This is a genomic window from Acidovorax sp. (assembly GCF_046341535.1).
Taxonomy (GTDB): domain Bacteria; phylum Pseudomonadota; class Gammaproteobacteria; order Burkholderiales; family Burkholderiaceae_C; genus Acidovorax.
The window spans coordinates 1-13,067 of the sequence record NZ_JBKDRI010000150.1; the positions used below are offsets into that span (position 1 = coordinate 1).

At 66.7% G+C, this 13,067-nt stretch carries 12 protein-coding genes and 1 pseudogene; 9 read left to right on the plus strand and 4 right to left on the minus strand.

Features of this window, described 5'->3' with window-relative positions; genetic code table 11:
• A partial coding sequence (locus ACK543_RS10960) for an ABC transporter permease (RefSeq protein ID WP_409942882.1) occupies positions 1–188 on the minus strand: 188 nt, incomplete at its 3' end.
• A gap of 89 nt (positions 189–277) precedes the next feature.
• On the opposite strand from ACK543_RS10960, the gene ACK543_RS10965 reads away from it, so the two are divergent.
• From ACK543_RS10965 to ACK543_RS10980, 4 genes are all read left to right on the plus strand, one after another.
• Complete coding sequence (locus tag ACK543_RS10965) at positions 278–1,261, plus strand: phosphoglycerate mutase (protein WP_409942883.1); 984 nt, start codon at positions 278–280, stop codon at positions 1,259–1,261.
• Positions 1,258–2,973: a single-stranded-DNA-specific exonuclease RecJ gene (recJ, locus tag ACK543_RS10970; RefSeq protein ID WP_409942884.1), complete on the plus strand. Its 1,716-nt coding sequence runs from the start codon at positions 1,258–1,260 to the stop codon at positions 2,971–2,973. The genes ACK543_RS10965 and recJ overlap by 4 nt, the downstream gene beginning before the upstream one ends.
• Before the next feature lie 232 nt (positions 2,974–3,205).
• Positions 3,206–4,063 carry a 3',5'-nucleoside bisphosphate phosphatase gene (locus tag ACK543_RS10975; RefSeq protein ID WP_409942885.1) on the plus strand — a complete coding sequence of 286 codons (858 nt, stop codon included), beginning with the start codon at positions 3,206–3,208 and terminating at the stop codon, positions 4,061–4,063.
• A 105-nt stretch (positions 4,064–4,168) separates the two neighbouring features.
• Positions 4,169–4,804 (plus strand): L-threonylcarbamoyladenylate synthase, encoded by a 636-nt coding sequence (locus ACK543_RS10980; protein WP_409942886.1) that lies wholly within the window; start codon positions 4,169–4,171, stop codon positions 4,802–4,804.
• 65 nt (positions 4,805–4,869) lie between these two features.
• Here the strand turns inward: ACK543_RS10980 and ACK543_RS10985 are convergent, their stop codons facing one another.
• The gene (locus ACK543_RS10985) at positions 4,870–6,723 is read right to left on the minus strand and encodes a M48 family metalloprotease (protein ID WP_409942887.1); all 1,854 of its coding nucleotides are present in this window, start codon (positions 6,721–6,723) and stop codon (positions 4,870–4,872) included.
• A 47-nt stretch (positions 6,724–6,770) separates the two neighbouring features.
• On the opposite strand from ACK543_RS10985, the pseudogene ACK543_RS10990 reads away from it, so the two are divergent.
• A pseudogene (locus ACK543_RS10990) lies at positions 6,771–7,031 on the plus strand (DUF1653 domain-containing protein).
• Positions 7,032–7,283: 252 nt separating this feature from the next.
• Here the strand turns inward: ACK543_RS10990 and purN are convergent.
• Entirely contained in the window at positions 7,284–7,868 is a 585-nt protein-coding gene (gene purN, locus ACK543_RS10995) for a phosphoribosylglycinamide formyltransferase (protein WP_409942888.1), read from the minus strand.
• Positions 7,869–7,889: 21 nt separating this feature from the next.
• Here purN and ACK543_RS11000 point away from each other — a divergent pair, with 21 nt between their 5' ends.
• From ACK543_RS11000 to ACK543_RS11010, 3 genes are all read left to right on the plus strand, one after another.
• Positions 7,890–8,594, plus strand: coding sequence for a YceH family protein (locus ACK543_RS11000; RefSeq protein ID WP_409942889.1), 705 nt, complete (start codon positions 7,890–7,892; stop codon positions 8,592–8,594).
• 46 nt (positions 8,595–8,640) lie between these two features.
• Positions 8,641–9,822: an acyl-CoA dehydrogenase family protein gene (locus tag ACK543_RS11005; RefSeq protein WP_409942890.1), complete on the plus strand. Its 1,182-nt coding sequence runs from the start codon at positions 8,641–8,643 to the stop codon at positions 9,820–9,822.
• A 323-nt stretch (positions 9,823–10,145) separates the two neighbouring features.
• A complete protein-coding gene (locus ACK543_RS11010) occupies positions 10,146–11,261 on the plus strand; it encodes an acyl-CoA dehydrogenase family protein (RefSeq protein WP_409942891.1) in 1,116 nt (371 codons plus the stop codon).
• A gap of 29 nt (positions 11,262–11,290) precedes the next feature.
• On the opposite strand, the gene ACK543_RS11015 is transcribed toward ACK543_RS11010, so the two are convergent.
• Complete coding sequence (locus tag ACK543_RS11015) at positions 11,291–11,848, minus strand: HNH endonuclease (RefSeq protein ID WP_409942892.1); 558 nt, start codon at positions 11,846–11,848, stop codon at positions 11,291–11,293.
• A gap of 166 nt (positions 11,849–12,014) precedes the next feature.
• On the opposite strand from ACK543_RS11015, the gene ACK543_RS11020 reads away from it, so the two are divergent.
• The gene (locus ACK543_RS11020) at positions 12,015–13,064 is read left to right on the plus strand and encodes a bifunctional riboflavin kinase/FAD synthetase (RefSeq protein ID WP_409942893.1); all 1,050 of its coding nucleotides are present in this window, start codon (positions 12,015–12,017) and stop codon (positions 13,062–13,064) included.
• The last annotated feature ends 3 nt before the right edge of the window (positions 13,065–13,067 follow it).

Sequence of the window (13,067 nt, forward strand, 5' to 3'; positions counted from 1 at the left end):
AGCATGCGGTCGCGCACCTCCTTTTGAAAACCATTCATCACACTCAGCACAATGATGAGCGCCGCCACCCCCAGCGCAATGCCCAGCATGGACACGCCCGAGATGAACGAGATGAAGCCGTTGCGCCGCGTGGCGCGCCCAGCGCGGGTGTAGCGCCAACCCAGGGCCAGTTCGTAGGGGATTTGCATGGATCGGGAAAAAAGGGGATGGCCGCCCGGGCAGCACGGAATGTCGGCCCGGGAGCGCCGCCGATTGTGGCATCCCGCAAAATACCCGGATGCCGGACACCCACCATGTGCTCATTCCCCACGCCGCAAGCGCCTCCGAGGGATGCCAGCAAGCCCTACAGGGCCTGACCCTGCCCCACCTGGACCGGCTTCTGGCGCGGCTGGGCGCCCTGCCCGCCCTCCTTGGCGCGGCTGCCGCTGAAGGCGAGGAAACCAGTTTCTCCCCCCCGCACGAACGCGTGCTGGCACACCTGCTGGGCCTGCCTGCCGAGGACGGCCGCATCCCCTGGGCCGCCTGGCACCGCCACCAGCAGGGCGCGCCCGCTGGCGATCAGGCCTGGGCTTTTGTCACGCCCTGCCAGTGGCAGGTGAGCACCGACCACGTCACCCTGCGCAACCCCGAGGCGCTGGGCCTGGATGAGGCTGCCTCGCGCGCGCTGCTGGCCATCGTGTCGCCCTGGTTTGCCGAAGACGGCCTCACCCTGCACTACGACCAACCCACGCGCTGGCTGGCCAGCGGTGATGTGTTCGCACAGCTGTCCACCGCATCCCTCGAACGCGTGCTGCTGCGCGATGTGCGCGCCTGGATGCCGTATTCCACCGACCCTGCAGCGGCGCGCACGCTGCACCGCCTGCACAGCGAGATGCAGATGCTGCTGTACACGCACGCCTTCAACGACGAACGCGCCGAGCGCGGCCTGCCCGTGGTCAATTCGTTCTGGGTACACGGTGCGGGGGCCTTGCCATCGCCCACGGTGCCTGCCACACACACCCGGCCCACCATGCCCACCGGCCTGCGCGACGCTGCGCTGCGCGAAGACTGGCGCGCCTGGGCCGCCGCCTGGGCCGCGCTGGACGCAGGTCCCGTGGCCGACCTGCTGCGCCAGGCCGAACGCGGTGCGGCGGTGCAGCTCACGCTGTGCGGGGACCGCAACGCACTGACGTTTGGCAGTGCCGCCCCGCGCGGGCTGGCGCAGCGGGTTCAGAGATTTTTCAGGCCGTTGCGCTTGCCTGACCTACTCAAGCAGCTATGAAAATAATAGCAAGAGACATTCCGCCGCGCGCCGCCTGGGCGCTGGAGCAGGCGGGCGTGCACCCCCTGCTGGCCCGGCTGTATGCCGCGCGCGGCGTGCTGGGCAAGGACGAGCTGGACGACGGCCTGGCCCGGCTGCTGCCGCCCGCGGGCCTCAAGGGCATGGACGCGGCGGCGCGATTGCTGGCCGATGCCGTGCAGCACCACCGCCGCATGGTCATCGTGGCCGACTACGACTGCGATGGAGCCACCGCCTGCGCTGTGGGCGTGCGCGGCCTGCGCATGCTGGGCGGCCGCCATGTGGACTACCTGGTGCCCGACCGCATCACCGACGGCTATGGCCTCACAGCCACCATTGCCCGGCGGGTGAAAGAGCGCGGGGCCGATGTACTGATCACCGTGGACAACGGCATCGCCAGCGTGGACGGCGTGGCCGAGGCCAAGGCGCTGGGCCTGACGGTGGTGGTGACCGACCACCACCTGCCCGGCCCCGAATTGCCCGCCGCCGATGCCATCGTCAACCCCAACCAGCCCGGCTGCACTTTCGACAGCAAGTCGATTGCCGGTGTGGGCGTGATGTTCTACGTGCTGCTGGCACTGCGCGCCGAACTGCGCGCGCGCGGCCTGTTCGACCAGGCCACCCAGCCCAAGCTCGACCCCTTGCTCACGCTCGTCGCGCTGGGCACCGTGGCCGATGTGGTCAAGTTGGATGCCAACAACCGCCGCCTGGTGGCCCAGGGCCTGCGCCGCATCCGCGCCGGGCAGATGCCTTCAGGCATTGCGGCCCTGTTCCACGCGGCGGGCCGCAAGGCCAATGTGGCCACCACGTTTGACTTTGGCTTTGCCTTGGGCCCGCGCATCAACGCCGCAGGCCGCCTGGCCGACATGACGCTGGGCATCGAATGCCTGCTGACCGACGACGCTGGCCGCGCGGCCGAGCTGGCGGGGCAGCTCGACGCCATCAACCGCGAGCGCCGCGAGATCGAAGGCGGCATGCGCGATCAGGCCATGCTGATGGCCGAGAGCCTCTTCCAGGAAGACGAAGACCCACCGCCCGCCATCAGCGTTTTTGACCCCGACTTTCACGAAGGCGTGGTCGGCATTGTGGCCAGCCGCATCAAGGACAAGCTGCACCGCCCCACCTTTGTATTTGCCGCCAGCAGCGCGCCCGGCAAGGCGCACGAGCTCAAAGGCTCGGGCCGCTCCATCCCCGGCTTTCATTTGCGCGACGCGCTGGACCTGGTGGCCAAGCGCCACCCCGGCGTGATCCTGAAGTTTGGCGGCCACGCCATGGCCGCCGGCTGCACGGTGGCGGCCCATGGCTTCGAGGTGTTTGAAAAAGCCCTGGCCCAGGTGGCGCAGGAGTGGCTGGACGCGTCCACCCTCACGCGCCGCATCGAGACCGACGGCCCCCTGCCCGCCGAGTACTGCCGCGCCGACATCGTGGACACCCTGCACCGCGAGGTGTGGGGCCAGGGCTTTGCGCCGCCCACGTTCAGCGAAGAAGTGCAGGTACTCAGCCAGCGCCTGGTGGGCGAAGCCAGGAACCACCTGTCGATCAAGATCATCCACCAGGGCAACCCGGTCGATGCCATCTGGTTCGGTCACACCGAGCAACTGCCCCAGCGCGTGCTGCTGGCCTTTCGCCTTGATGTGAACGAATGGAAGGGTGAGCGCAAGGTGCAATTTTTGGTAGAGGGGGCGCAGGTGTAGAGGTGTCCATGCCAGAGCGGAACCGCCCGCCCCACGCCACCCCGTTCGGGCTGAGCCTGTCGAAGCCAGCGCCCCACCCCACCCGTTCAGGCTGAGCCTGTCGGAGCCAGCGCCCCACCCCACCCGTTCAGGCTGAGCCTGTCGAAGCCAGCGCCCCGCAGCCGTCGCCAAAATGACAGCGGCATGCGACTTGCCAAGGCGCAAAACGCCCGACGCCCGTAAAATCAATCACGTGCCAACCTACCTCAACGCCGACCTGCATTGCCACTCCGTCGTATCGGACGGGACCCTCACGCCCGAGGTGCTGGCCAGTCGCGCCAAGGCCCAGGGGGTGGAGCTGTGGTCGCTGACCGACCATGATGAAATCGGCGGGCAGCACCGCGCAGCCGCAGCGGCACGCGCCCAGGGGTTGCCCTACCTCACGGGCACCGAGATTTCGGTGACGTTTGCCGACACCACCGTGCACATCGTGGGGTTGGGCTTCGACCCCGACAATGCCCAGCTGGCTGCGGGCCTGGCGGCCACGCGCGGCGGTCGCGGCGAGCGGGCCATGGAGATGGCGCAGCAGCTGGCTGCGGTCGGCATCCACGGTGCTTACGAGGGTGCCCTGCGTTTCGTAGGCAACCCCGCGCTCATCTCGCGCACGCATTTCGCCCGGTTCCTGGTGGAAACTGGCGTCTGCCGCGATACCCCCGAGGTCTTTCGCAAATACCTCACCGAAGGCAAGCCCGGCTATGTGGAGCACCGCTGGGCCACGCTGGGCGATGCGGTGCGCTGGATCACCGGCGCTGGCGGCATGGCAATCATTGCGCACCCGGCGCGCTACAAATTCACGGCCAACGAAGAATTTGCGCTGTTCTCCGAGTTCAAGGCGCACGGCGGCGCGGGCGTCGAAGTGGTGACCGGCAGCCACACCACAGCGGAATACGTCACCTACGCGGCCATGGCCCAGGAGTTCGGGCTGGCGGCGTCGCGGGGAAGCGACTTTCACAGCCCCGACGAATCACACACCGACCTGGGCCAGTTGCCGTTCTTGCCCGGCGGTTTGACGCCCGTGTGGGAGCTTTTGCACGACCGCATCCAGCATTGAGCCCACGCCCCCGGCATGGCAGGTTGCCGCGTCTGTGGCGCTGGGGTGCGCCCTGCAGGATGACCGCCGGCTTTCGCCCGGCACATCAACGATGACCCTCGCCGCATGGCCCAGTACTTCGAAGTTCACCCCGACAATCCGCAGCCGCGCCTGCTCAAGCAGGCAGCCACGCTGCTGCAAAAAGGCGGCATCCTGGCGGTGCCCACCGATTCGAGCTACGCGCTGGTGTGCCATCTGGACGACAAGGACGCGGTGGACCGCATGCGCCGCATACGCCAGGTGGACGACAAGCACCACCTGACGCTGCTGTGCCGTGACCTCTCGGAGCTGGCCAACTACGCGCGGGTGGACAACCGGCAGTACCGCCTGCTCAAGCTGGGCACCCCCGGCCCGTACACGTTCATCCTGGAAGCCACCAAGGAAGTGCCCCGCCGGGTGAGTCATCCGTCGCGCAAGACCATTGGTCTGCGCGTGCCCGACCGCAAGGGTCTGCAGTTGCTGCTGGAGCTGCACGGCGCGCCGCTGCTGGCCACGACCCTGATCCCGGCCCACGAAGCCGAGCCACTGAACGACCCGCACGAGATTCGCAGCCGGTACGAAAAACTGCTGGACGGCATCGTGGACGCGGGCGCCTGCCCGCTGGAGCCGACGACTGTGGTGGACCTGACTCCCATGGGCATGGGGGATGATCCCGTGGTGGTGCGCGAAGGCCGCGGAAGCGTGGCCGCACTGGGCCTGTAACAACGCCACCTGTGCCAGCACTCTGCGGACGAATCCGGGAGCGCACTCACACGCGCCCGTGTTCGTCAGCGCGCAAAGATGGGCTCGAAGGCCGACCGCTCGATTTTGCCGAGCGTCAGCGACTCCCCGGCCCACAAGGCCAGCGCAGGGCCGGACAGGCTCAGGCTGCGCTCGAGCCTGCGGCACAGGCGATCGCATCTCTCGTGGTTCATACTGGGAAGCTCCACAAACACCAGGTAGGCGCGGCGCTGCGGATAGTCGCGCAGATTCTTGCGTACGAGCCAACAGCGTTGCACCGGCGCGCAGCGCGACAGTTCGGCCTGCACCTCTGTCAATTCGAATGGGCTCAGGTCATGGCGTGTGATCTGGCTGAAAAATGATGTACCCGAAAGCTCATCCCAGGCCCGATCCTCAGCCTCCTGCGCACGCTCAAAGCGCCTGCGCCACCGCTTGAAGGCCGCAGCGTCGTGGTCTGCGCCAAGGCGCGGGGTCTCCAGCTCGGCCAGTGCGGTGCGAGCCGTCCAGTAACGGTTGTTGCCACCGGCCTCCCAGAGCCGGTGCAAAAGCGCCATCTTGGCTTCCCGGTCGTCCTTGCCAACGCACTTGACCAGCCCGCGCAGGGCCGCAGGGTTCTCGGCGTTGCGCTCCAGAGCCATTTCGTACAGGTCCCGCACCACGGCCCGCGGGTCCAGCCTGCGCCTCAGGCGCGCCAGCTCCACCAGGTCGGCAGCGCTGGCCTGCGGCATGGCGGCTTCCAGTGCCTTCACGCGCTCGCGCATCCGACCCAGTCGGGCGTGATGCAGTTTCCATTCGGTCGCATGATCGCGGCACCACTGCTTGTCCAGATGCGCCATCCACCGTTTGGCTTGGCGGCCGAGCAACCCGAGCGCGGTGCCGCGTGACCAATCGGGCACGGCAGGTGGAGTGTCCAATGCTTCGATGCGGTCGCGCAGCCCTGGATGGGTGTCTTCCAGGTTGCTCAGGCGTTTGAGGGCCTGGCGCAGCGCGTCGTTGGCAAATGCGGCATCGGGCGGGGTCGTCAGCAGCTTGCGCATCCTGCGGTAGGGCCCCACGGGCAAGGGGTTGCCCGCCGCCGCACTCCAGTGGCCTCTCCAGAATTCCGAGCGCAGCCAGGCCCCGCGCACCTCGATCTCCACCAGCGCCGCAGCCGTGACTTCGCGCCCGAGCAGGCGTGCGGCGATGCGGTCGGCCTCGTATTCATCCTGGCGCGCCAGTGCGAAGGTCCTAGCCGAAAAGCGCGGAAAGTACCAGCGGATGAACGCCTGCGTGGCAGCGGCCACGGGCCCCACGTTGTCAGACAGGCTGTGGTTCAGGCGCATCCACGACAGCCGGGTGCGATAGATCCAGGCTGCAAACCGCCCGTGGTCACCGCGCAGATGCCCGTACTCGTGGGCCAGCACGGCCATCAGCCGGGGTCGGTCCAGCGCCAGCATCAGCGGCAGGCCGATGGTCAGGTGATTGACCGAACCACCCAGCAGGCCAAAACGCGGCAGCTGCTGAATGCTCGCGTTAAATTCTTCGTTGAGCGTGACCTTGTGGATGGGCGGGCCCTTGATCTTGCGGCGGATGCGCTCCAGCGCCTCGAACAGGTCCGGGGCATCCAGCGCGGTCACCTCCACGCCAGAAGGCTGGTCAAGCCGCACCCACAGCGCCCGTACGCTCACCCACAACAGTGCTGCGGCGCCCAGCCACGCCAAGACCATGAGCAACCGGAATCGGCCCGACAGCAACGCAGGCAGCACCCAGGCCACAATACCGATGGCCAGCAAGAGGCAGCCAAGCACCCAGACGTAGCCGAGCGCGGCAAACGCCGCCACGCGCAGTCGATAGGCTCGGTTGTTGTCGGCACTGTCATGCTCGCTCAAGCGCACGAGGTGCACAAAATCTGCCTGATCCAAGCGCGCCCCTCTCGTTTGGTGGATTCTTGTCAGACGCTATCCTACCCATGAACGACACCGACCTTCCCGCTCTGCCCGACACGACGCCCCCGGGGCTGTACCGCCACTACAAAGGCATGCTCTACGAAGTGATCGGCACTGCGCGACACAGCGAGACCCTGGAGCCCATGACGGTGTACCGCGCGCTCTAAGGGCAACACGGGCTGTGGGTACGCCCGGCCGCCATGTTTGCAGACCAGGTGGTGGTGGACGGCGTGCTGCGCCCACGGTTTGAACGCTGCGCCACCGTACCCGGCGACGATGCCTGAGCCACCGACGCAACCGCCGCGCGCCAGCGCAGAGCGCGGGAGACATCGCCGCAACCGATCCGCCGCGTGGCGCAGCCAGGTGCAGCCAGGCGCAGCGGTGGCGTGTCGACCCGGCCACGGTCAGGTTTAAATTAAAAATACCCCTTTACGCCCGCTGCATATTGATTTGTAGCTATGATTTACATAGCAATCAACACACCATGCCGCGCAAGCATGCATGCCTGCGCGGGGCTTGCGACGCCGCGCCGGCCGTCAGAGCGTGGGCAGCAACGCCCGGATGGCGCGTGGGTAGATGATGTGCTCCTGGGACAACACCCGCGCGGCCAGCACATCGGCCGTATCGCCCGGCAGCACCGGCACCACCGCCTGATCCAGGATCGGCCCCACGTCCAGCTCGGCCGTGACGAGATGCACCGTAGCGCCCGCGAATCGGCAGCCCGCGTCCAAGGCGCGCTGATGGGTGTGCAGCCCGGTAAATGCCGGCAAGAGCGACGGGTGAATGTTGACCAGCCGCCCCGCGTAACACTGCACAAACCCAGGCGTGAGAATGCGCATGAACCCCGCCAGCACCACCAACGCAGGCTGGTAGCCGTCGATGCGCGCCGCCAGCGCGGCATCAAAGGCATCGCGGCTTTCAAACGCCTTGTGGTCCAGTGCCTCGGTGGCAATCCCCTGGCTGCGGGCAAACGCCAGCCCGGCGGCATCGGCCTTGTTGCTGATGACGGCAGCGACCCGGGCGCCGTAGCGCTGCTCCCAGTGCTCCTGCTGCGCGGCGCGGACGATGGCCGCCATGTTGGAGCCGCCGCCTGAGATCAAAATCACAATGTTCTTGTTCATTTGCCGCAGATTATCCCAGCCATGCCCTTCGACCCCACCACCCGCCCCCTGACCCCCAACGAAGCCCGCGTGCTGGCCACGCTCATGGAGAAGGCGCGTACCGTACCCGACAGCTATCCCATGACGCTCAACGGCCTGGTCACCGGCTGCAACCAGAAAACCAGCCGCGACCCGGTGATGCAGCTGAGCGACGCCGATGCCCAGGAGGCGCTGGATTCCCTCAAGCTGCGCACCCTGGCGTTTGAGAGCAGCGGCAGCCGCACCACGCGCTGGGAGCACAACTTTCAGCGTGGCATCGGCGTGCCCGAGCAGTCCGCCGTGCTGCTGGGCCTGCTCATGCTGCGTGGCCCGCAGACGGCCGGCGAGCTGCGCATCAACGCCGAGCGCTGGTACCGCTTTGCCGACATTTCTTCTGTCGAGGCCTTCCTGGACGAACTGCACGAGCGCAGCGCCGAAAAGGGCGGGCCGCTGGTAGTCCAGCTGCCAAGGGCGCCCGGCGCACGCGAGCAGCGCTGGGCGCACCTGCTGTGCGGGCCGGTGGATACCGCCCAGGCTGGGGGCGGGCCGTCGGGCTCCTTGCCCCATGCCGCAACCGAAGGCCTGCGCGACCGGGTTCACGCACTGGAGCAGGACGTGGCCAGCCTGCGAGCCACCGTGCAGCGGCTGTGCCATGAACTGGGCATCACCCCGGAGCCCGCCCCCATGTCACCACCCGGACAGGACTGAAACGAACGACCGTGCTACAACGGCGCAGTCACCAGGAGACGCCCGCATGGATCTCGCATTCACTCCCGAGGAGCAAGCCTTTCGTGAGGAAGTCCGCAGCTGGGTTCAGGCCCACCTTCCTGCAGACATCTCGCACAAGGTGCACCACGCGCTGCGCCTGACCCGCGACGACCTGCAGGGCTGGGCCAGGATTCTGGGCAAAAAAGGCTGGCTGGCCTTTGGTTGGCCCAAGGAGTTCGGTGGCCCCGGCTGGACGGCTGTGCAAAAGCACCTGTTTGAAGAAGAATGCGCGCTGGCGGGCGCACCCCGCATCGTCCCCTTTGGCCCCGTGATGGTGGCGCCGGTGATCATGGCCTTTGGCAATGCCGAGCAGCAACAGCGCTTTTTGCCCGGCATCGCCAGCGGCGAAGTGTGGTGGAGCCAGGGCTACAGCGAACCCGGCTCGGGCTCGGACCTGGCCTCGATCAAGACCCGTGCCGAGCGCGTGGGCAACAAGTACATCGTCAACGGCCAAAAGACCTGGACCACGCTGGGACAGCATGGCGACTGGATGTTCAACCTGGTGCGCACCAGCAACGAGGGCAAGCCCCAGACCGGCATCAGCTTTTTGCTGGTGGACATGAAGTCGCCCGGCGTCACCGTGCGCCCCATCAAGCTGCTCGATGGCGAATGCGAAGTCAATGAAGTGTTCTTTGACAACGTCGAGGTGCCCGTTGAAAACCTGGTGGGCGAGGAAAACAAGGGCTGGACCTACGCCAAGCACCTGTTGAGCCACGAGCGCACCAACATTGCCGATGTGAATCGCAGCAAGCGCGAGCTGGAGCGCTTAAAGCGCATCGCCAAAGCGGAAGGCCTGTGGGACGACGGCCGTTTTCGCGACCAGATCGCCCTGCTCGAGGTGGACATCGTGGCACTGGAAATGCTGGTGCTGCGCGTGCTGTCGGCCGACAAGAGCGGCAAGAATTCGCTCGACATCGCGGGCCTGCTCAAGATCAGGGGCAGCGAAATCCAGCAGCGCTACGCCGAACTGATGATGCTGGCCGCGGGGCCGTTTGCCCTGCCCTTCATCGAAGAGGCCATGGAAGCGGGCTGGCAAGGCAACTTCCCCGGCGGGGCCACGGCCAATGCACCGCTGGCGTCCACGTATTTCAACCTGCGCAAGACCACGATCTACGGTGGCTCCAACGAAGTACAGCGCAACATCGTGGCGCAGACCGTGCTGGGCTGACGCCCAGCGCGGTCCGCGCAGTGCGCGACAGGACTGCTCCCCCATGCCCCCTCCGCGAGGGGGTTCCAGCCAGAGCTTCGCTGACCCATGAAGGCGCCAAGGCGCCACAGGCCAGCACCAGGAGAGACACATGGATTTCGATTTTTCTAAGCAAGTACACCGCAACAACGTCGCGTAGAACGTGCTGGGCTAACGCCCAGCACGGTCCCCGCAGTGCGCGACAGGACTGCTCCCCCGTGCCCCCTCCGGGAGGGGGTTCCCGCCAGAGCTTCGCTGGCCCATGAAGGCGCCAAGGCGCCACAGGCCAGTACCAGGAGAGACAGATGGATTTCGATTTTTCCGACGACCAGGCACAGCTGCGCGATGCCGTCCGCAGGTGGGTGGACAAGCGCTACACGTTCGAGCGCCGCCGCGCCAGCGTGGTCGCTGGTGGCTTTGACCGCGCGGCCTGGGGCGAACTGGCCGCGCTGGGCCTGACCGCGTTGACCGTGCCCGAGGCGTATGGCGGCATGGGTCAGGGCGCGATGGACGCCATGGTGGTCGCCGAGGAGTTGGGCCGCGGCATGGTGCTGGAGCCGATCGCACAGTCGTTCATCACGAGCAGTGTGCTTGCAGGCGATGCGCCCGCCGATATGCAGTCAGCATGGCTGCCGCGCGTGGCCCGTGGCGAGGCACTGGTGGTGCTGGCCCACCAGGAGCGCAAGGCCCGCTACCGTCTGGAGGTTTGCGATGCAAAAGCAACGGTTACGCACGCTGCGTATGCCATAAGCGCTATCAAAAGCATAGTACCTGCGGGCGATCATGCAGACGCGTTCATCGTGCCCGCGCAGCTCGGCGGCCGCATCGCCCTGTTTCTGGTGGAGCGCACCGCCAGCGGCGTTGCCACGCAAGGCTACGTCACGCAAGACGGCAGCCGCGCGGCGCAAGTGCAGCTGGCCGATGCGCCTGCCGCGCTCATCACCACCGACGGTCTGGCCGCGCTGGAACGGGCAGTGGACACGGGCATTGCCGCTGTCTGCGCCGAGGCCGTGGGGGTGATGGACCAGGCCGCCGCCGCCACGTTCGACTACATGAACCAGCGCAAGCAGTTCGGCGTGCCGATTGCCAGCTTCCAGGCGCTGCGCCATCGCGCGGCCGACATGAAGATGCAGCTGGAGCTGGCCCGCTCAATGAGCTATTACGCCAGCCTCAAGCTGGGTGCGCCCGCGGCCGAACGCCGCGCTGCCCTGGCCCGGGCCAAGGTGCAGCTGGGTCAGTCGATGCGGTTTGTGGGCCAGCAGGCAGTGCAGCTGCACGGCGGCATCGGCGTGACCGACGAATACATCGTGAGCCACTACTTCAAAAAGCTCACGCAGCTGGAGATGACCCTGGGCGACACGATGCACCACCTGGGCGAAGTGTCGGCCCGCATGCAAGACACCGCAGGCGTGTTTGCCTGATGGAAACGGACGTCAGCGCGCGCCTGGCTTCATGTCAGAAGCCGCGACGACTTGGGCACGTGTGCCATCAAAAACTCCATCTGGTCCGCCAGAATGCGCCGGTTGCGCAGAATGAAGTCTTCCCACAGGCTGGGCACATAGGGGGCATACAGCAGCGGCATGTGGGCCTGCTCGGGCGTGCGCGGGCCCTTGCGGTGGTTGCAGGGGCGGCAGGCGGTAACGACGTTCATCCAGTGATCCTGCCCTTTGCGGGCAAAGGGCACGATGTGCTCACGCGTGAGGTCTTGTTCATGAAAGTGCCCGCCGCAGTAGGCGCACACATTGCGATCGCGCGCAAACAGCTTGCTGTTGGTCAGGCTGGGCTGGAGACCGAAGGGGTTGATGCCCGGCACGCCCTTGGTGCCGATGATGCTGTTGACGGCGATGACCGACTGCTCGCCCGTGATGGCGTTGTGCCCACCACGGAAACGGGCGATGTGGGCACCGGACTCCCACCGTACCTCGCCGGCAGCGTAGTGGATCACCGCCTGTTCCAGCGAGATCCACGACTGGGGCAAGCCCTGGGCTGACAGTTTCAAGACCTTCAAAACACGCCTCCTGGAACACAAGTACACAAGGATTCGGAACACTGACGTCTCGCGGGCGCAGTACGCTGAGCAACCCGTAGGTCACAATATACTCCGATTTCATGACAGATTGGCGTCTTGCGCTTATCAGGAGCGCACATGTTGCTATCAAATCCATAACAAATCGATGAAGATCTTTCGCGGCTTCCACCATCCGGGCATTGCACGCGCCTGCGCGCTGACCATTGGCAACTTCGACGGAGTGCACCGGGGCCACCAGGCCATGCTGGCCCTGCTCAACAGCGAAGCCGCGCACCGGGGCGTGGAAAGCTGCGTACTGACCTTCGAGCCCCATCCACGGGACTACTTCGCGGGCGCCCTGCACAAGCCCGATCTGGCACCGGCCCGCATCGGAACGCTGCGGGACAAGCTGACCGAACTGGCCCGCTGCGGCGTTCAGCAGGCCGTGGTGCTGCCCTTTGGCGCCCGGCTGGCCGCGCAGTCGCCCGAGGCCTTCATTGAAGAAGTGCTGCTCAAGGGCCTGGGCGCCCGGTATGTGCTGGTGGGCGACGATTTCCGCTTCGGGCGGCAGCGCGCGGGCGACTACGCCATGCTGGATGCGGCCGGGCAGCGCCACGGCTTCGACGTGGCCCGCATGAACTCGTATGAAGTGCACGGGTTGCGCGTGTCCAGTTCGGCGGTGCGAAAGGCCTTGGCCGCTGGCGACATGGACGCCGCAGCGCGCCTGCTGGGCCGCCCCTACACCATCAGCGGCCATGTGGTGCACGGCCGCAAACTGGGGCGCGAGCTGGGGGCCACCGCTGCCGGTGCGGGCGACGGGTTTCGCACGCTCAACCTGAGGTTCGCCCACTGGAAACCGGCCGCCAGCGGCATTTTTGCCGTGCTGGTGCACGGGTTGGGCGCAACACCGCTGCCGGGCGTGGCCAACCTGGGCGTGAGGCCGTCGCTCGACCCGAGCGACGTCAACGGCGGTCGCGTCCTGCTGGAGACGCACTGCCTGCAGTGGTCGGCCAGCCTGGGCCCCGAAGGAGCGTACGGTAAAATCGTGCGCGTGGAACTGCTGCACAAACTGCACGATGAGCTGAAATACGACAGTCTGGAGGCCCTGACAGCGGGCATTGCCAGGGACTGCGACAACGCGCGCGCGTACTTTGCATCAGCCCGCGCACCACTGCACACCGAGACCCGGCGCCAGACCACGCGCGACCGAATTTGAGGC

Bases quoted from the DNA above. Each gene is read 5' to 3' on its own strand.
- purN (WP_409942888.1), bottom strand. From the start codon at position 7,868: ATGAACAAGAACATTGTGATTTTGATCTCAGGCGGCGGCTCCAACATG.
- ACK543_RS11010 (WP_409942891.1), top strand. From the start codon at position 10,146: ATGGATTTCGATTTTTCCGACGACCAGGCACAGCTGCGCGATGCCGTC.
- ACK543_RS10980 (WP_409942886.1), top strand. From the start codon at position 4,169: ATGGCCCAGTACTTCGAAGTTCACCCCGACAATCCGCAGCCGCGCCTG.
- ACK543_RS11000 (WP_409942889.1), top strand. From the start codon at position 7,890: ATGCCCTTCGACCCCACCACCCGCCCCCTGACCCCCAACGAAGCCCGC.
- recJ (WP_409942884.1), top strand. From the start codon at position 1,258: ATGAAAATAATAGCAAGAGACATTCCGCCGCGCGCCGCCTGGGCGCTG.
- ACK543_RS10965 (WP_409942883.1), top strand. From the start codon at position 278: ATGCCGGACACCCACCATGTGCTCATTCCCCACGCCGCAAGCGCCTCC.
- ACK543_RS11020 (WP_409942893.1), top strand. From the start codon at position 12,015: ATGAAGATCTTTCGCGGCTTCCACCATCCGGGCATTGCACGCGCCTGC.
- ACK543_RS11005 (WP_409942890.1), top strand. From the start codon at position 8,641: ATGGATCTCGCATTCACTCCCGAGGAGCAAGCCTTTCGTGAGGAAGTC.